This is a genomic window from Novosphingobium sp. (assembly GCF_040079535.1).
Lineage (GTDB): Bacteria > Pseudomonadota > Alphaproteobacteria > Sphingomonadales > Sphingomonadaceae > Novosphingobium.
Genome location: NZ_JBEBKB010000005.1, coordinates 1 through 18,507, shown reverse-complemented (window position 1 = coordinate 18,507; position 18,507 = coordinate 1). Strand labels below are relative to the sequence as shown.

Genomic DNA, 18,507 nt, shown 5'->3' with positions numbered 1-18,507 from the left:
GTTGTCCGGGATGAACCGGCGAATCCTGATTCTTGATCGGCCTCCCGTCAAGCACGGGGGGTTAAGAAGCTACCCAATTCCAACCGAGCGTGACACATTTACAACGTTTTTGGCGGATTTGGGTAGCTATCGAGCACTTCGCCCAGCGCCTTGCGCAATGGATCCAGGTGCTCAGCGAACGGTTTCCAGGCCTCGGTCCCTTCGCGGAAGATTGGCTGACGGACCTGTTCGCTGCTGGGTGTGCGCACGGCGCGCTCGTTCTTGTAGAACGAAAGGCACCCTTCCTCGAACGGGACATCGCAATAATCCAGCAGCGCGCGCACCTCGTCTTCGGTATTATCGACCATCCGTTCATAGCTGACCCGGTGAATCCGGCCCGGCAGCACCCAATCAATATGGGCCATCAGCCGGACATAATCGGCATAATACCGGCCCATATCATCAAGGCTGTAGCTGAACGCCTGACCGCGCGCGAAATGCTGCTTGAAGTTGGAAAAGCAGCAGCCCAGCGGATGCCGCCGCGCATCGACGATCTTTGCCCCCGGCAGGATCATCAGGATGTAAACCACGTGCAGCCAATTGTTGGGCAGCTTATCAATGAACAGTGGCCGCTCGGTCTTGCGCTGGATTCGGCTGCGGCGCAGGAATTCCTCGCCCAGTTCCTCCAGCTTTTCGCCTTTCAGTTCGGGCAGGTTGAGCGGATAATTCTTCGCGCGCCTGGCCATTGCCGGAATATCGGGCAATTCGGTGGTGCCTTCGATCTGGCTGTGGCTGGAGAGGATCTGCTCGATCAGGGTAGATCCGGCTCGGGGCATCCCCAGAACGAAAATCGGATCGATCGCATCGCAGCCCTGCCCCGCCCGCGCGGCAAAGAATTCGGGCGTGGCAATTTCGATCAGCCGGTCAACCAGGCGGCTGTTCTCTTCGGCCGAATAGTCCAGGCTTTCGCGGCGCAGCGCATTGGCCTTGGCATAGTGCGCGAAGGCGCCATCGGCATCGCCGCGATCCTCAAGCGCCTTGCCCAGCGCAAAATCGAGGTGGAAACGGTCTTCCTCGGCCAATTCGGGTGATCCCGCTGCCGCCAGCATCGCGGAAATATCATCATCGGAAAACCGCACGGTCTTCAGGTTGGCCAGGCTCCACCACACTTCGCCCAGCGTGGGCATCAGGGCAATTGCGCGGCGATATGCGGCAATCCCTTCTTCAAGCCGGCCAACGGTTTTGAGCATGTGTCCAAAGCTCATCCAGACCCGTGGCTGGTTCTGCGCCTTGGCCAGAACCTGCTGATAGAGCGCGATGGCTTCCTCAAATTCACCAATCCTGCCCTTGGCAGCGGCCTGAAGGTTGGCGTGGCCGGGAACCTCTGGTTCTTCGGCAAGAACCTGGTCCAGCTGCGCGATCGCCTCATCCGGGCGGTTCTGGCGATAGAGCACCAGCGCCAGATTGGCCCGCGCTGCGGTGAAGGCGGGCGAAAGCTCCAGCGCGCGGCGCAGCAGCGTTTCGCTGTCCTTGTAACGCCCGATCCGCCCGGCAACCTCGGCAAACATCCGGATCGCGGCGACATCGAAAGGGTCTTCCTTAAGATGCGCGCGCAGCACGTGTTCGGCGCGCGGCACATCGTTTTCGTTCATCGCCAGCGCAGCCTCGATCAGGCGCGGATGATACTTGCCCAGGCGTTCAAGCCAGGACCGGGTGGTAACGGTTGCCATGCGCACAGCAGAAACATGGTGACGCGCGGCAATCAAGCGATAGGTTGTTGGCAATTGGGGATTGAGGAGAAACCGGGTGAGCAAAACCGACCAGCGCACTCTGGGCTTCTGGGCATTACTGGCATTGGTGATCGGCAATATGGTGGGATCGGGCATCTATGTCCTGCCCGCGCAGCTTGCTCCGCTTGGCTGGAACCAGTTTGCCGGCTGGGCGATTACGATCGTCGGGGCCATAGCCCTGGGTGTGGTATTCGCCGCGCTGGGCCGGCGACTGCCGCTGGCAGGCGGGCCCTATGCCTATGCTCGCGCGGCATTCGGGCCGCTGGCCGGGTTTGTCGCGGCCTGGGCCTATTGGGTGATGAGCTGGGTTGGCAATGCGGCGGTGGCGGTGGCTGTGGTCAGCGCGCTGGCAGCGATCTATCCCGCCCTGGCCACCACCACTGGCGCGCCTGCTGTGCTGGCGGTTGCCTGTGTCTGGATCGTGACCTTGGTCAATATCCGCGGGATCAGCGCAGCGGGGCGCCTGCAGGAATGGACCGTGGTGCTGAAATTGCTGCCGCTGGTTGTGCTGATACTGGCCGCCTTGTGGTTCGTGCTGACCGGCGCACCGCGTGCACCCGATCCAGGCATACCCTTTACGGCAGACAAGATCGCATCGGCCGCCGGTCTGACATTCTGGGCGTTCCTTGGCCTTGAGGCCGCGACAGTCCCGGCTGACAAGGTGGCCAATCCGGCGCGCAATATTCCGCTGGCAACGCTGTGGGGCGTGGCTCTGGCCGGGCTGGTCTATCTGGGGATATCGGCGGCCTTCGCCTTTTACATGCCCGTTGCCGAGGCCGGCGCCTCAACCGCGCCGGTGGCCGATTTCCTGGGCCGGGTTTTTGGGCCGGAAGTGATGGTGGTGGTGGCGCTGTGCGCTGCGATCAGCGCGTTCGGCACGCTCAACGGCTGGGTTCTGGTTCAGGCCGAAATGCCCTGGGCGATGGCCAAGGGCGGTGTATTCCCGGCCTGGTTTGCGGCAGAGAATGCGGCCGGCAGCCCGGTTCGATCGCACCTTGTTTCCAGCAGCCTGCTCTCCATCGTGACCCTGATGAACTATCAGCGCGGACTGGGCGATCTGTTCAATTTCATCGCCTCGGTCAGCCTGTCTGCCGGGCTGATCGCCTATTTGATGAGCGCCTTTGCCGTGCTGCGGCTGGGCCGCGACAGCGTGCTGACGCTGATCGCGGCGGTGACCGCTTCGGCCTATGTAGTCTGGGCCGAATACGGTCTGGGGCTGGAAGCCATGACCTATGCTGCTGCGCTGCTGGTTGCGGGCCTGCCGGTTTACTGGTGGGTCAGCTCCGCAAGATCTTCCGGATAAGCGGACGGTCCGCCAATATCGCGTGGGCCGCATTGTGGCCCGGTGCGCCGGTCACACCGCCGCCCGGATGGGTGCCCGCGCCGCACATGTAGAGGCCTTTGATGGGGCCGCGATAGTCACCGTGGCCCAGCACCGGACGCGCCGCCCAGAGCTGATCGATCCCCATCGAGCCGTGCATGATATCACCGCCGATCAGGCCAAATTTGCGCTCCAGATCAAGCGGTGAATGGATCTGCGTGGCGATCACCGACTTCCTGAAATTGGGGGCATGATCGTTCACCGTATCGATGATCATATCGGCCACCGCCTCGCGGTGCTTGTCCCAATCAACCTTGGGGTCGAACTGCTGGCAGAACAGGCTGGCGACGTGCTGGCCAGCAGGGGCAAGTGTATCGTCCACGGTCGAGGGGATCTTGATCTCGACAATCGGCTTTTTTGACCAACCGTGCTGCTCGGCATCGTAAAACGCCTGGTCCATGTAATCCATGCCCGGCGCAATGATGATCCCGGCGGTGTGGTGTTCGGCCTTTTCCTTGCCCGGCAGCACCGAGAACGAGGGCAGTTCGGATAGCGCAACATTCATCCGGAACGTGCCCGAACAAGTCTTGAAGCCTTGGATCCGGCGTTTGAAATCATCATCCAGATCGGACTGATCGACCAGCTGGCGATAGAGCAGCGCAGGCCCGGCATTTGATGCAACGATGCTTGCCGCAATCTCCTCGCCGCTTTCCAGCTTCACGCCGGTAACCCTGGCTCCATCGACCAGTACCTTTGCTACAGGTGCTTCAAGGCTGATCTCTACCCCGGCGTCCTCACAGGCGCGGGCCATCGCCTGGGTGATCGCGCCCATCCCGCCGACTGCGTGGCCCCAGGCCCCCAGCTTGCCGTTCACTTCGCCAAACACGTGGTGCAGCAACACATAGGCGCTGCCCGGCGTTGAAACCCCGGCATAGTTGCCAACCACCGCATCGAAGGCGAAGGCCGATTGGACATAGTCGTGCTTAAACCAGCCATCGAGGAACTGGCGAGCGCTCTTGGTGAAAATATCGAGCAGATCGCGCTGCACCGAAATATCCAGGTTTGCCATCGGCCAGCCCTGCTTGGCCGCCGCAACCAGCGATGATAGCCCGCCGCCAACATTGGGCGGGATCTGCAACGAAAGATCGCGCAGCACATTGGCAACCTTTTCCAGCGCCGCATCATAGGCCGGATAGGCTGCCGCATCTTTTTTGGAGAACCGCGCAAATTCTGCCTCGGTCCGGCCCGGGCCGCCGCCCAGCTTCACATAGTCGTTCTCAAACGGGAAGAAGTTGCTGATCGTGCGCTCAATCACGCGGTAGCCGTAATCGTGCAGCTTCATGTCTGCGATCACCTTGGGCCGCAGTAGGCTGACCGTATAGCTGGCGGTCGAATTGCGAAAGCCGGGGTGAAACTCCTCGGTAACCGCCGCGCCGCCAACGATGTGGCGCCGTTCCAGTACCCGCACCCGCATCCCCGCCTTGGCGAGGTAGAAAGCGCAAGTCAGCCCATTGTGGCCGCCGCCGATGATGATCGCGTCATAGGTCTTGGTCATTTCCGAATCTCTCTCCGCTTCGTCATCCCCGCCTCCGCGGGGATGACGAAGTTATGATTGTTTGTGTGTGCTCCAGCCCGGCTTGGGCGCGAAAGGTTGGCGGGCTTGCGGGATCAAAGCGCGGATTTTCTTGGCGAAACTGCGCAGGCAGACCTCGCTAGTTGCGATCGGGCCGGTGCCATAGCTTTTGCTGGCCATGCCCTGCTGGACGCGGGAAATCAGCCAGGTATCCTCGGCATTGACGTTGCGGTTGATCCGCCAGTTGGCATAGCGCACCGCCTTCATTTCGCGGCGATCATCCGGGATTGCATAGGCTACTTCGCGCAGGATGCACTCGGTCGGCGAGATCGGCAGCCACTGCATGAAATCGATCTGATCGGCATAGATATCGAACGCCATGTTGGGCCACAGCTTGTAATAGAGCCAGCGCCCGTGGGCCTCCTGGGGCAGGTGATCGACTTTCGGAAGATGGGCTCCGTAGACCTTTTCCCAGAAGTTCTGTTTGTCGTTCTTGATCACATCACCATAAAGCCGGTCTGCCCAGCCGTGCGCCTCGATCCGATAGGTCTTTCCCACCAGGCGGCTCAGCCCATCATGCGCGATCGGGATGTGGAGATTGTCCGAGTAATTATCGCCGACATTCTTCCAGTTGACGCCGCGGGGGCGCAGCCGAACCGGGCCCATGCTGCGCATATCCGCAAACCGGTATTGCGAGACTTCGGCATCAAACGGGGCCATCATTTCAGCAACGCTGGGAAAGCCGGCATCTTCCAGCTGGACGAAGATGAAGCCTTGCCACACCTCCAGCCCAACCGGGACCAGCCCGTTTTCTTCAAGCTTGAGCGTGGGATATTCGCGCCTGTTCGGCACCCCGGTTAGCCGCCCGTCGGTTTCATAGGCCCAGGCATGATAGGGGCAGACCAGCTTTTTGGTACAGCCTGCAGGCCCTTCGACCAACCGCATCGCGCGGTGCCGGCAGACGTTGGTGAACGCGCGCACTTCGCCATCATCACCGCGGATCACCACCACGCTTTCGCCCAGATAGTCCAGCGTCTGATACTGCCCCGGCTGAGCCACTTCGCTGACATGGCAGACGATCTGCCAGCTGGGGCGAAGGATCCGCTCCACCTCAAGCTTCAGGAATTCCTCGTCGGTGTAGATCCAGCCCGGCAGGGAAAAGTCGGCGTCGGGATCAACATCGCGGCTTTCGATCTCTGCAAAGGCGTGGTCGAGCTTGGTCATCCGGGCGAATCCATCTTGCTTGTTGGACGATCGTACAACAAGTGCTATTGCGGCGCAAGTGAGTGCCAAACCCGCCATTACCCGCGCCGAACGCGCCTTTACCCGGGCAGAGCCCGATGCACGCCGTCAAAGTCTGGTCGAAGCCTGCGCGCGGGTTCTGGCCCGTGATGGCGTGGGCGGATCCAGTGTTCGAGCGATTGCGCTAGATGCCGGGGTTTCGCCGGGGCTCGTCGGCCACTATTTTTCCGGGGTCGATGCGCTGGTTGCCGAAACCTATGCCCATATCGAAGCGCAAGTGAGCGCGGCTATCAATGCGGCGCTGGATGCGGCCGGAACCGATCCACGTGCCCGGCTTGATGCCTTCGTTACGGCCAGTTTCCGCGCGCCAGTAGCCAGCGGCGAACTGCTGGCAACCTGGATCGCGTTTTGGAGCCTGGTTCGCAGCCGTTCGGACATTGCCCTTCAGCACGATCACCAATACGCCGCCTTTCGCGCCCGGCTGGAAGGCCTGCTGAGCGAATGCGGTGTCGCCAAGGCTGGCCTGCGCCGGGCGGCAATTGCGATCACGGCGCTGATCGATGGGCTGTGGCTGGAACTTTGCCTTTCACCGCAAGCCTTCAGCGCGGGCGAAGCCGAAATGATCGCCCGCGCCGCGCTGGACAGCCTTATTTCGACAGATCGGCGATCAGACTAAGGTAATAGTTGATCGCCGGTGCAATGTTTGACAGCGGCACCCGCTCGTTCAGGCCATGGGCAAAGCTATCGCTATCTTTCATGAACAGCGGGCTGGCGTTGTAGGCTGGAACGCCCAGCGCGCGGTACCACATCGAATCTGATGCACCCGAAGCCTGGCTGGGGATCACAGGCACGCCGGGATAGCCAATCCGCACCGCTTTTTCGGCCGCAGCGACAAAATCCGGCCGCATTGGCGATGCTGGTGATGAAATCGAATCCTCACCCGATGTTGCCGTGACCTTGACCACCGGCATCCCGATTACCTGGGCAAGTTCCGCGCGGATTTCTTCACGGGTATGGCCGGGAAAAACCCGGCAGTTGATATTGGCGGTGGCGCGCTGGGGCAGCGCATTCTGGGCATGACCGCCGCCCAGCATCGTGGCGACGCAGGTCGTTCCAACCTTGCCGACATAGGCCGGATTGGCACGCAAGACCGCAGCCGCGTCTGCATCACCCGGGTTGGCCGCGAAAGTCCGCATCGCCGCTGCGGTCTTTGGATCGCTTTCGAACTGGGCCGCGCGTTCGAAATAGGCCTTGGTGATCGAATTCTGTTCGGGCTTGAAATAATAGGCTCCCACTTTCGCCACTGCGGTTGCCAGTTGAACAATCGCGTTATCTGGTCGCGGGGCAGAGCTGTGTCCGCCCGGATTGGTTACCTCAAGCTGATAGTCATCGTAGGTCTTCTCTGCGCCTTCCCAGGTCCAATAGAGGGCGCTTCCGGTCTTTTCATCCAGCGTTCCGCCGCCGCCGTCGATATTGAGAACCAGCTCGGCATGTTTAAGCTTCTGGGCGATCACCCGGCTTGAAGCCATGGTGGTCTCCTCGTCTCCAGAAAATTGCAGCACGATGGTGCGCTTGGGTTTATAGCCCGATTTGCGCAGTTCGATCAGGCTGGCGGTAACCAGCGCCGCATCGAATTTCATATCGCTGGCGCCGCGCGCAAACAGATAGCCATTTTCAACCACCGGGGTGAACGGATCGCGCTGCCAATCTTCAGGCTTGGCTTCAACCACGTCCATATGGCCCGAAATCACCAGCGGTTTAAGGCTGGGATCGCTGCCGGGCCAGGTGGCGATCATATAAGCGGTATCGCCAAACGGCGTGATCTCAACTTCCGCCGGTTTCCAGCCCGCAGTCTGCAATGCTGTGCCAACCACGCCCAGCGCCTCACCAGTCTTGTTGCCCGGGCCCTGGACCGAGCGCAGGGCCAGCACCTGCTTGGCCAGATCCAGCCCTTGCGCTTCGGCTTCGGGGTGCGCCTTGGGCTTGGCCGGCCGGGCAACCAGTTGCGGGGCGGCAAGTGCGGCGGTCAGAACCAGAGCAAAAGCAGTGGCGGCAGGGTTAAGGCGCATCGACGAATCTCCTTTTGCAGACTGCTTAGAACCAAGCGGCATTTCCCGCAAAGGATCAGCTTGTTGAAATATTAACCGAGCCGCCGCTATTGGTTCGGCCTTAGTCCGAGCGGGGGGTCGCGGGGGTTCTATGGTTAGCAAACAGGCCGCGCTGCGCGCCGCCGTACCGCCAGAATTGCGCGAATGGGTCGATAATCGGCTGATCAGCGCGCACATCCGCATCGTTCGCATCATGGCGGCGGGCACATTGCTTAATGCTGCTGTGATTTGCCTGGCGCTGTTTGGCGAGGCGCTTGCAACCGTTCAACTAGCCTTGTTTGCCAGCTCTACAGTTGCTGCGCTGCTTCACCGGCTGTGGCTGGCCGAAGGGATCGAGCGGGGCCGCCGCCGCCGCCGCACCGGCAAGGTAATGAGTGCATTCACGCTCAATTCGGTTTGGCTGGGCTGCAATTTCGGCATTCCGCTGGCGCTGTGGTTTCCGCTGGTTTCGTCTGGCGATCAGCTGCTGCTGGCAATCAGCGGGGTCGCCCAGATCGCATCGGCAGCCTATACTGTGCGCACCCTGGTTCGATCTGCCGCAGTTTTCATCCTGGCTCAGGCGTTGGGATTGACGATCGGCCTCGCCCAGCTGGGCGGGATCGACGCGTTCGCAGCAATCGCCGTGCTACTTGCGGCAAGCGCACTGCTGGTCCGTATGACATTCACAGCCCGCGACATGTTCGTGACGCGGATTCTGGCCGATCGCGAACTGGGCACCGCCACCCGCACGGTCAAGCTGCTGCTTAACGCCTATGAGGAAAGCGGTTCGGACTGGTTGTTCGAACTGGACGCCAAGAACCGCCTGGCTGGCGTGTCCAAACGGTTTGCCCAGGCTGCCGGCGATGCTGCTGCCAGCCTCAACGGGACCAATTTCATCAACCTGTTTGCCGATGATGCCGGCCGCGCCGCAATCGATGCGGCGATCAAGGCCCGGCGGGTGCTGCGCGATGAAGTGGTGGCGCTGGACGGCACCGGAGGCGGCGAGCCGCGCTGGTGGTCTGTCAGCGGGCGGCCCAGCAAGGCCGGCGATGGGGTGTCCTATCGCGGGGTTATTTCGGATGTTACCGAACAGCGCCGCGCCGAACACCGCGCGCACCGGATGGCCTTTTTCGATGCGCTGACCGAATTGCCAAACCGCGCCCATTTCACCGAATCGCTTGAAACCATGTTTGCCGGGCGCACCGGCGATGAACACATCGCGCTGTTACTGCTGGATATCGATCACTTTAAGACCATCAATGATATGTATGGCCACCCGGCCGGCGATGCCTTTCTCAGGATCTTTGCCGATCGGCTGGCCAAGCAAATCGCCGGAAGCGGCCTGGGCGGTACCCAGCCAACATTGACCCGGCTTGGCTCAGACGAATTTGCAATCGCAGTGTTTGGGGCTGATGCCTGCGATCACGCGGTTCGCCTGGCCGAGCTGCTGGTGCTGACCATGACCGAGCAGATCGAAGTTGACGGCCATGAATTGCCTTGCGCAATCAGCATTGGCATTGCCCTGGCCCCGGTCCATGGCGATAATCTGCGGCACGTTCAAAGCTATGCCGATATTGCGCTGTCTGCCGCCAAAAAGGGTGGCCGGGGGATCTGGGAAATGTTTGAGCCAGGCATGGACGAAGCACTCCACGCCCGCCACACGATGGCCCACGATCTGCGCCATGCGATCAGCCGCGGCGAGCTGAAGCTGTTCCTCCAGCCGCTGGTCGATGTCGCCAGTGAAAAGATGACTGGCTACGAAGCGCTGCTGCGCTGGGAACATCCGGTTCGCGGCATGATCCCGCCCGATACCTTTATCCCGATTGCCGAGGAAACCGGCCTGATCGTGCCAATCGGTGAATGGGTAATCCGCGAAGCCTTTGCTGAAGCGGCCCGTTGGCCCGGCAAGGAAAGCATCGCGATCAACCTTTCGCCGGTCCAGTTCGCCAGCCCCAATTTGCTGCCGGTGGTGGTCAACGCGCTGGCCGACAGCGGGGTTGAACCGCACAGGGTTGAGTTTGAAATCACCGAAGGCGTGCTGCTGCACAATTCCGAGGCCAATCTCGATGTGCTGTGCCGGTTGCAGGCCCTCGGCCTCAAGATCGCGCTCGACGATTTCGGTACCGGCTATGCCTCGCTGAACTATTTGCTGACCTTCCCGTTTGACAAGATCAAGATCGATCGCAGCTTTGTTTCCGGCCTGGCGACGCGCGAAGAATCGCGGGCCATTGTCGCTGCGGTAATCGCGCTGGCCAACCAGCTGGGCATGTGCACCCTGGCTGAGGGCGTTGAAGAGCGCGATCAGCTTGATGCCTTGCGCGAACAGGGCTGCGTGATGGTCCAGGGCTGGCTGTTCGGCAAGGCCCAGCCATCCGAGGTTTATCACCCTGCAGTCAACCGGATCGCACCCTTGCGCCGGCCCGCCACGCTGGCCGGCGCCCGCAGCCGCCACGGCACGCAGACGTATTCAAAGCGCGCGCGGGTCTGAATTCCAACCGGATTGGCCGCTTTCGGCCTTTGAATTGGAATGCGCTGGGCTGGCGCGGCCCAGACCCGGCTGCTAGTTCCATACCCCTAGCGGATCCCGCAATGTCCGGGGCCCGATTTGGGGAGTGCGCCGATGAGCTTCACCGCAGACCGCCTGCTGCTGTTTGGCGCAACCGGCGATCTTGCCCAGCGGATGCTGCTGCCTTCGCTGTGTGCGCTGCATGATGATGGCTTGATCGCCCCGGGGCTAAGCGTGATCGGCACAGCCCGATCAGACTATGACGATGACAGCTACCGCAATTTCGCGCGCGATGCGCTGAACAAGTACCTGCCCGATTTTCGCAAGGACGCGATCGACAGCTTTCTGGGGCGGCTTAAATACCAGACGCTTGATGCCACACAGCCCGATCACTTCGTAACCCTGGCGGATGAGATCGGCACGATCGACCAGGGCATGGCGATTTTCCTGTCCACCGCGCCAAGCCTGTTTGAGCCGACAATCGCCGGACTCTCTGCCGCCGGCCTTACCGGAGACAAAGTGCGGATTGGCCTGGAAAAGCCGCTAGGCACCAGCCTTTCATCCAGCCAGGGCATAAATGACGCCGTGGCCCGCGCCTTTCCCGAGGATCGCACCTTTCGGATCGATCACTATCTGGGCAAGGAAACCGTCCAGAACCTGCTGGCGCTGCGCTTTGCCAACATCATGTTCGAACCGCTGTGGAACGCAGCGCATATCGACCATGTCCAGATTACAATCGCCGAAACCGTCGGGCTGGAAAGCCGGGTGGGCTATTATGACGGAGCCGGGGCGCTGCGCGATATGGTCCAGAACCATATGTTGCAATTGCTGGCGCTGGTCGCAATGGAGCCGCCCGCCAATTTCGATGCCACCGCGATCCGCGATGAAAAGGTCAAGGCGCTGCGTTCGCTTAGGCTGGTCGGGCCCGATGAAACGGTAACCGGGCAATACCGCAAGGGCGCCATCGATGGCCAGCCGGTGCCAGGATATGACGATGAACTGGGCCAGGAAAGCGAGACCGAGACGTTCGTAGCGATCAAGGCCCATGTCGATAACTGGCGCTGGAAAGGCGTGCCGTTCTATCTGCGCACGGGCAAGCGCTTGCCCGAACGAACCACCGAAATCGTGGTCCGCTTTCGCCCGGTGCCGCATTCGATCTTCGCCTCACGCGGGGCGCGGACCGTGCCCAACAGCCTGGTGATCGGGATCCAGCCCGAAGAAAACATCCAGCTGACCCTGATGGCCAAAGTGCCTGGGCTGGACCGCGAAGGGATCCGGCTGCGCCCGGTTCCGCTGGATATCGCGATGGACGATGCCTTTGCCGGACCGCAAAAGCGGATCGCCTATGAACGCCTGCTGCTCGATCTGATTGAAGGCGATCAGACCCTGTTCGTGCGGCGCGATGAAGTGGAAGCGCAGTGGGACTGGATCGACGCGATCCGCGCCAGCTGGGAAACGCACGGAATCAAGCCGCGCAGCTATACGGCCGGTTCATGGGGGCCATCATCGGCAATTGCCCTGGCCGAACGCGATGGAGTAACCTGGCATGACTAGTCTGCACCCCGCGGTTGAACGCGTGACCCAGCGGATCATAGAGCGATCAGGCCGCAGCCGCCGCGCTTATCTTGATCTGATCGCGCGCGAGGCCGAACGGTTCCCGGTCCGTAGTGCGCTTTCTTGCAGCAATCTGGCCCACGGCTTTGCTGCGGCGCTGGATGACAAGGCCGCGATCAAATCGGGCCGGGGTGCAAATCTGGCGATCGTAACCGCCTATAACGATATGCTTTCGGCCCATCAGCCCTATGCCCGTTACCCCGAAGCGATGAAGCTGTACGCGCGCGAAGTGGGTGCCACGGCGCAAGTGGCCGGCGGGGTTCCGGCGATGTGCGATGGGGTAACCCAGGGCCAGGACGGGATGGAGCTTTCGCTGTTCAGCCGCGATGTGATCGCGCTAAGCACCGCTGTTGCGATGAGCCACGCGATGTTTGATGGCATGGCCTTGCTGGGGATCTGTGACAAGATCGTGCCGGGTCTGGTGATCGGCGCGCTGCGGTTTGGCCATCTGCCTGCGGTGTTCGTGCCTTCGGGCCCAATGCCATCGGGGCTGGCCAACAAGGACAAGCAGAAGGTCCGCCAGCTATATGCCGAAGGCAAGGCGACCCGCGCCGATCTGCTGGAAAGCGAAAGCGCCAGCTATCACAGTCCCGGCACCTGCACATTCTATGGCACAGCCAATTCGAACCAGATGATGCTGGAAATGATGGGGCTGCATGTCCCCGGCGCAGCCTTTGTTCCGCCCGGTACTGCGCTGCGTTCCGCGCTGACCCGCCAGGCGGTGCACCGGTTGACCCAGATCGGACGGGAAGGCGCAGACTATCGCCCGATGGGCCGTGTGGTCGATGAGAAGGCGATTGTGAATGCAGCCGTTGGCCTGCTGGCCACCGGCGGTTCAACCAACCATGCGATCCACATCCCTGCCATGGCCCGCGCTGCCGGGATCCAGATCGATTGGCAGGATCTGGACGAACTGTCCGCTGCGGTCCCGCTGATCGCGCGGGTCTATCCCAATGGCGGGGCCGATGTGAACCATTTCCACGCCGCTGGCGGTATGGGGTATGTGGTGCGGCAATTGCTGGATGCGGGATTGGCCCACGGTGATCTGCTGACGATCAGCGATCAGGGCATGGCGGCCTATGCAACCGAGCCCGGCCTTGATGGCGATGCGCTCAGCTGGCGCCCGGCCCCTGTGACCAGCCTTGATCCGGCCATCCTGGCCCCGGCAGACGCGCCGTTCCATCCCGATGGCGGAATGCGGCTGGTTCAGGGCAATCTGGGCCGCGGAACTTTCAAGACCAGCGCGGTTGATCCCGATCGCTATTCGATCGAAGCACCGGCCCGCGTGTTTGAAAGCCAGGAAGCGGTGCAGACAGCGTTCAAGGCGGGCGAGCTTGACCGCGACGTTATCGTCGTCGTGCGCTTTCAAGGCCCGCGCGCCAACGGCATGCCCGAACTTCACAAGCTGACCCCGCCACTGGGCGTTCTGCAAGACAAGGGCTTCAAGGTGGCGCTGGTTACCGATGGCCGGATGAGCGGGGCTTCGGGCAAAGTTCCCGCAGCGATCCACGTAACACCAGAGGCGCTGGGCGGCGGCCCCCTGGCGCGGCTGCGCGATGGTGATGTGATCCGCCTGTGCGCGCATGACGGTGTGCTGCAAGTTGAAGCCGATCTATCTGCGCGCGAGCCGGTCAGCCCGCCAGAACGGCAGACCGGAATGGGCCGCGAACTGTTTGCGATGCTGCGAAATCATGCCGACGGCGCCGAGCAGGGCGGATCGGCGATGCTGGTGGAGGCAGGGCTGTGACCCAGATCGTAACCGTGGACATCGGCGGAACCCACGCCCGTTTTGCAATTGCCACTTTTGGCGATGACGGCGCGATCACGCTGGGCGATCCGGCCACGCTCCACACTAAGGATCACGCCAGCTTTCAGACCGCATGGGAAGATTTCGCGCGGATCCAGGGCGGCGCTCTGCCCAGTGCCGTCGCGATCGCAATCGCCGGGCCGGTGGGCGGCGAGGTGATCCGCTTTACCAACAACCCCTGGGTAATCCGCCCGGCGCTGATCCCTGAAAAGCTGGGTGCCAGCCAGTACACCGTAATCAATGATTTCGGCGCGGTAGGCCATGCGGTGGCCTGCGCTGATGAGGCCCATTTCGTTCATCTGGCCGGGCCTGATGCGCCGCTGCCCGCCGCTGGCACGATCAGCATTGTTGGCCCCGGAACCGGACTGGGCGTGGCGCATATCTGGCGCAGCGGTGATGGCGATTACCGCGTTCAGGCCACCGAAGGCGGACACATTGACTATGCCCCGCTTGATACGATTGAGGATGCGATCCTGGCCCGGCTGCGCCAGCGCTATCGCCGGGTATCAGCCGAACGAGTGGTTTCTGGCCCCGGGCTTGTCGATATTTACGAGGCATTGTCGGTGCTTGAAGGCCGCGCGATCCAGCCGGTGGATGACAAGACCCTGTGGCAACGCGGAACCAGCGGGGAAGACAGTCTGGCCGCCGCCGCGGTGGACCGGTTCTGCCTGTCGCTGGGCTCTTTTGCGGGTGATATTGCCCTGGCCCAGGGCGGCAGCGGTGTTGTGATTGCCGGCGGGCTGGGCCTGCGGATCAAGGACACGCTGCTGAAGTCCGGCTTTGCCAACCGGTTTACTGCCAAGGGCCGCTTTGCCGAACTGATGAGCACCCTGCCGGTCAAATTGATCACCCATCCTCAGCCGGGCCTGTTCGGGGCCGCAGCCGCCTTTGCCAAGGAGCATTATTTGTGAGCCGGATCGAAGACATTATGCGCATGGCCCCGGTGATCCCGGTGCTGGTGATCGAAGACGCCGCGCACGCCGCCCCGATTGCAGCGGCGCTGGTCGCGGGCGGCCTGCCGGTGCTGGAAGTGACCCTGCGCACCGCTGCTGCGCTCGACGTGATCCGCGAAATGAAGCGCGTTCCAGGGGCCATTGTTGGTGCCGGCACGGTGCTGAACCCGCATGCGCTTGACGATGCGCTGGAAGCTGGCAGCGAATTCATCGTCTCGCCCGGACTGACCGAGAGCCTGGCCAAGGCCGCAATCGCGGCTGGCGCCCCGTTGCTGCCCGGAATTGCCAATGCCAGCGATGTGATGCGCGGGCTAGATCTGGGGTTGGATCGGTTCAAATTCTTCCCGGCCGAAGCCAATGGCGGGATTGCCGCACTAAAGGCCATCGCCGCGCCGTTTGGCATGGCCCGGTTCTGCCCAACAGGTGGCATCACTCAATCCAGCGCAGCCAATTGGCTGGCGCTGGATGCGGTGCTGTGCTGCGGCGGATCATGGCTGGTGGGCGCTGGCAAAGATGGGGCCGGCCCCGATCTGGCGGCGATCGAAGCTGCTGCTCGCAGCGCCGCAGCCCTGGCGCGGTGACCTTGCTTGCGCAGCTAGACGCCCGGCTGCAGGCGCTGCACGAACACACGGCCGAAACCCCGCTGTTCAATCCGGTTTTCCAGCTGAGCCTTGAGCTTTCGCGCAGAATCGAAAGCGGCGATCTGCCGCTGGCTGAGGTGGCCGGACTGGTTTCCGAACTGGAATGCGAAGGCCTGCTGGCCCGCGCCGCGCGGCTTGAACGGCTGGTTGCCCCGCTTGATCCACAGACCAACCTGGCCCGGCTTGGCCCGGCGCACGGCGATAGCTTTGAACAATTTGCCACCCGGTGGCGCCAGCCGCTGCTGCACGTGGTTTTCACCGCGCACCCGACATTTCTGCTGACCCGCCGCCAAAGCGAAGCCGTAGCCCAGGCGGCAACGCGCGGCACGATCGAAGCCGGCACCGCCTGCATCGCCCCGCATGAGCGCGACGTCATCACGCTTGATAGCGAGCATGCCGATGCCATGGCAGCCATCGCCCGGGCCCAGCGCGCGCGCGATGCGATGGTCCGCCAGCTGCTGTCCGAAGCGCGACGGCGCTGGCCCGATCAGTGGCGCGACCTGGCCCCGCTGCCGCTGCGCTTCGCCAGCTGGGTTGGCTATGACATGGACGGCCGGACCGACATTTCGTGGGCCACATCGCTTAGCTATCGGCTGTCTGAAAAGGCTGAACGGCTGGCGCACTATGCCGCCGATCTGGCCCCGTTTGCATCCGATCTGGCCCAGCGGCTTCAGGCCGCCGCCCTTTATGCCAAAACCATGTCGGTGCGGCTGGCCGAAACCGATCCGGCTGATCCAGCCGCGCTTTCGGTAACTGCCAATGCCCTTTCGGCCGATCACCCCTTCAAACTGACCAGCCTGGCACCAATCATCGCTGATCTGGAAGACCTTGCGGCATCGGCTGACGAGGACCGCGCCGAGGCATTGTTGACGGTAGCAGCCGCGATGCGGGCCGATGGTCTGGGGATGGGCTGGATCCATTTCCGGGTCAACGCCAGCCAGCTGCAAAACGCGATCCGCCGCCGGATCGATCCCAGCGGCAAGCTGGATCTGGCCAGCCAGGCTGCATTGGCGGCGATGCGCGAACTATTGGCCAAGGTGCAGCCGCTGCGATCAAACATGGCCGCGCTGGGGATAGAAAGCAGCACCGCTGTGCGCCAGTTTCTGGCGATGGTGCAGATCCTGGAACACGTTGATGCCGATGCTCCGATCCGGATGCTGGTGGCCGAATGCGAACAGCCCACAACGGTGCTGGCCGCGCTCTATTTCGCCAGGTTGTTCGGGATCGCGGACAAGGTTGATGTCTCGCCGCTGTTTGAAACCGAAACGGCACTGGAACACGGCGGCCGGTTTCTTGACGCCTTGCTGGCCGAGGAAGCCTATCGCAGCTATGCCCGTCAGCGCGGAAGGGTAGCGATCCAGACCGGATTTTCCGATGCCGGCCGCTTCGTCGGCCAGATCCCCGCAGCGCTGGCGATCGAACGGCTGCAAGGCCGCCTGGCCGAAGCCATGGCCGCCAATGGACTGAACGATGTTGCCGCGCTGGTCTTCAACACCCACGGCGAGGGGATGGGCCGCGGCGCCCATCCATCCAGCTTTGCCGATCGGACCGAATGGCCGCTTTCTCCATGGGCACGGCGGCGGTTTGTACGCGCTGGGATCCAGCTTGAACCCGAAGTCAGCTTTCAGGGCGGCGATGGTTATCTGTTCTTCGGCACGGCTGAACTGGCGCTGGCAACGCTGACCCGTTTTGCCGAACTGCGCCCGGCCGAAGCCGATCCCGATGCGCCAACCGATCCGTTTTATCGCCGGACAGACCTGAGCCTCGATTTCTACCGGGCGATCCGGCGGTTCCAGGCCGCGCAGCTGGTCAGCCGGACCTACCCGCGCGCGGTTACCGCGTTTGGGCTGGGCATGCTGTGCGATACCGGCAGCCGCAAAAGCCGCCGCCAATCGGATCTTGCCGCCGACCGCGAGATGAACCTGCGCCAGATCCGCGCGATCCCGCACAATGCGGTGCTGCAACAGCTGGGCTATCCCGTGAACGTAATCGCCGGGTTTGGCACTGCGGCCGAAGGCAATTACGAGGCGCTGGCTGAGCTGCTGACCACCAGCGCGCGCGGTCGGCAACTGGTCCGGCTGGTTCGTTCGGCCAATGCGCTGGCCTCGATCAAGACCGTTGCAGCCTTCGGGGAACTGTTCAATTCGGCCTATTGGGCCAGCCGCCCCTATCGCGGCGGTGAGGATGCAATTGCAGATACCTGTCTGGCTTTGGCCGAATACCTGACCACCGATGATCGCACCGGCGTGTTCCGGCGGCTGGCATCGCGGCTCAGGGTCGATGCGCTCAAGCTCCACCGGCTGCTTGATCTGGTACCCGATGAAACACCAACGGAGGCCCGCGAGCATACCCGCCGCCTGCTGGGTGTGCTGCAAGCGCTGCGTCTGGCGCTGTACCAGCACATGTTCCTGCGCGCAGTATCGGTTCCCGCGTTCAGCCGCGCCAACGATATTGCGCGCGAAGACGTGCTGGAAATGGTCTTCACCCTGCGGATCGATGAAGCTTTGGCACAGCTGCGCCGCGCTTTTCCAGTGATCGTGCCCACGCTTGACGATTTCAGCGTGGCAGAGCCAAGCGACTATCCCGATGACGCTGCGGTGGGTTACGAAGCGATCCACCGCGATTGCATCGATCCGATCGCCGCCGCGCAGGCCCTGTCACTCAGGATCGGCACTTCGATCGCCAACCTGTTTGGTGCGCACGGCTGAATTGCTGACGTTAACCTTTAGCTGCTAGGCAGTCCCGCAGCGAAACGGGGCAAATCCAGCGCTGGATTTGGCCGCAAGCTGTTGCCAATCAAGGCCAAACTTGAATTGACGCTGGACCCGACGCAATGAACATTAACCCACTTTACCTTTTGGGCGGCCTGTTTGGCGCGGGCATATTGGGCGGCGGCGCGCTGTTGCTGGCGGCGCCTGACAGTGCCCGCGGCCTGTTGTTGCCCGGCCCCGATCCCGAACTGGTGGCCAAGACAGCCCCTGTCCAGGCCCCAGC

The 18,507-nt window shown here is 62.4% G+C and carries 12 protein-coding genes; 8 read left to right on the top strand and 4 right to left on the bottom strand.

From position 1 onward, the window contains the following. Positions 1-98 precede the first annotated feature (98 nt). Positions 99-1,709, bottom strand: a complete 1,611-nt coding sequence (locus tag ABL914_RS02810) for a sulfotransferase (RefSeq protein WP_391561634.1) — start codon at positions 1,707-1,709, stop codon at positions 99-101. 76 nt (positions 1,710-1,785) lie between these two features. Between ABL914_RS02810 and ABL914_RS02805 the strand changes: the two genes are divergently transcribed. Next, entirely contained in the window at positions 1,786-3,072 is a 1,287-nt protein-coding gene (locus tag ABL914_RS02805; RefSeq protein ID WP_391561633.1) for an amino acid permease, read from the top strand. Here the strand turns inward: ABL914_RS02805 and ABL914_RS02800 are convergent. Both ABL914_RS02800 and ABL914_RS02795 read right to left on the bottom strand, forming a co-directional pair. After that, positions 3,047-4,645 carry a phytoene desaturase family protein gene (locus ABL914_RS02800; RefSeq protein WP_391561632.1) on the bottom strand — a complete coding sequence of 533 codons (1,599 nt, stop codon included), beginning with the start codon at positions 4,643-4,645 and terminating at the stop codon, positions 3,047-3,049. The two genes, ABL914_RS02805 and ABL914_RS02800, sit on opposite strands and share 26 nt — an antisense overlap. Positions 4,646-4,696: 51 nt before the next feature. Then, complete coding sequence (locus ABL914_RS02795) at positions 4,697-5,887, bottom strand: aromatic ring-hydroxylating dioxygenase subunit alpha (RefSeq protein WP_391561631.1); 1,191 nt, start codon at positions 5,885-5,887, stop codon at positions 4,697-4,699. 58 nt (positions 5,888-5,945) lie between these two features. On the opposite strand from ABL914_RS02795, the gene ABL914_RS02790 reads away from it, so the two are divergent. Next, positions 5,946-6,581 (top strand): TetR family transcriptional regulator C-terminal domain-containing protein, encoded by a 636-nt coding sequence (locus ABL914_RS02790; protein ID WP_391561630.1) that lies wholly within the window; start codon positions 5,946-5,948, stop codon positions 6,579-6,581. Here the strand turns inward: ABL914_RS02790 and ABL914_RS02785 are convergent. Further along, positions 6,553-7,974 carry a M20/M25/M40 family metallo-hydrolase gene (locus tag ABL914_RS02785; RefSeq protein WP_391561629.1) on the bottom strand — a complete coding sequence of 474 codons (1,422 nt, stop codon included), beginning with the start codon at positions 7,972-7,974 and terminating at the stop codon, positions 6,553-6,555. The two genes, ABL914_RS02790 and ABL914_RS02785, sit on opposite strands and share 29 nt — an antisense overlap. A gap of 130 nt (positions 7,975-8,104) precedes the next feature. Here ABL914_RS02785 and ABL914_RS02780 point away from each other — a divergent pair, with 130 nt between their 5' ends. From ABL914_RS02780 to ABL914_RS02755, 6 genes are all read left to right on the top strand, one after another. Beyond that, positions 8,105-10,480 (top strand): putative bifunctional diguanylate cyclase/phosphodiesterase, encoded by a 2,376-nt coding sequence (locus ABL914_RS02780; protein WP_391561628.1) that lies wholly within the window; start codon positions 8,105-8,107, stop codon positions 10,478-10,480. Between the two features lie 132 nt (positions 10,481-10,612). Continuing rightward, positions 10,613-12,052 carry a glucose-6-phosphate dehydrogenase gene (gene zwf / locus ABL914_RS02775; protein WP_391561627.1) on the top strand — a complete coding sequence of 480 codons (1,440 nt, stop codon included), beginning with the start codon at positions 10,613-10,615 and terminating at the stop codon, positions 12,050-12,052. Further along, positions 12,045-13,859, top strand: coding sequence for a phosphogluconate dehydratase (edd, locus tag ABL914_RS02770; protein WP_391561626.1), 1,815 nt, complete (start codon positions 12,045-12,047; stop codon positions 13,857-13,859). The genes zwf and edd overlap by 8 nt, the downstream gene beginning before the upstream one ends. Then, complete coding sequence (gene glk, locus ABL914_RS02765) at positions 13,856-14,830, top strand: glucokinase (protein ID WP_391561625.1); 975 nt, start codon at positions 13,856-13,858, stop codon at positions 14,828-14,830. Before edd ends, glk begins: the two co-directional genes overlap by 4 nt. Positions 14,831-14,847: 17 nt before the next feature. Continuing rightward, a complete protein-coding gene (gene eda / locus ABL914_RS02760) occupies positions 14,848-15,453 on the top strand; it encodes a bifunctional 4-hydroxy-2-oxoglutarate aldolase/2-dehydro-3-deoxy-phosphogluconate aldolase (RefSeq protein WP_391561711.1) in 606 nt (201 codons plus the stop codon). Further along, entirely contained in the window at positions 15,450-18,221 is a 2,772-nt protein-coding gene (locus ABL914_RS02755) for a phosphoenolpyruvate carboxylase (RefSeq protein ID WP_391561624.1), read from the top strand. Before eda ends, ABL914_RS02755 begins: the two co-directional genes overlap by 4 nt. The last annotated feature ends 286 nt before the right edge of the window (positions 18,222-18,507 follow it).

Bases quoted from the DNA above. Each gene is read 5' to 3' on its own strand.
- ABL914_RS02810 (WP_391561634.1), bottom strand. From the start codon at position 1,709: ATGGCAACCGTTACCACCCGGTCCTGGCTTGAACGCCTGGGCAAGTAT.
- ABL914_RS02800 (WP_391561632.1), bottom strand. From the start codon at position 4,645: ATGACCAAGACCTATGACGCGATCATCATCGGCGGCGGCCACAATGGG.
- ABL914_RS02795 (WP_391561631.1), bottom strand. From the start codon at position 5,887: ATGACCAAGCTCGACCACGCCTTTGCAGAGATCGAAAGCCGCGATGTT.
- ABL914_RS02785 (WP_391561629.1), bottom strand. From the start codon at position 7,974: ATGCGCCTTAACCCTGCCGCCACTGCTTTTGCTCTGGTTCTGACCGCC.
- ABL914_RS02780 (WP_391561628.1), top strand. From the start codon at position 8,105: ATGGTTAGCAAACAGGCCGCGCTGCGCGCCGCCGTACCGCCAGAATTG.
- zwf (WP_391561627.1), top strand. From the start codon at position 10,613: ATGAGCTTCACCGCAGACCGCCTGCTGCTGTTTGGCGCAACCGGCGAT.
- edd (WP_391561626.1), top strand. From the start codon at position 12,045: ATGACTAGTCTGCACCCCGCGGTTGAACGCGTGACCCAGCGGATCATA.
- eda (WP_391561711.1), top strand. From the start codon at position 14,848: ATGCGCATGGCCCCGGTGATCCCGGTGCTGGTGATCGAAGACGCCGCG.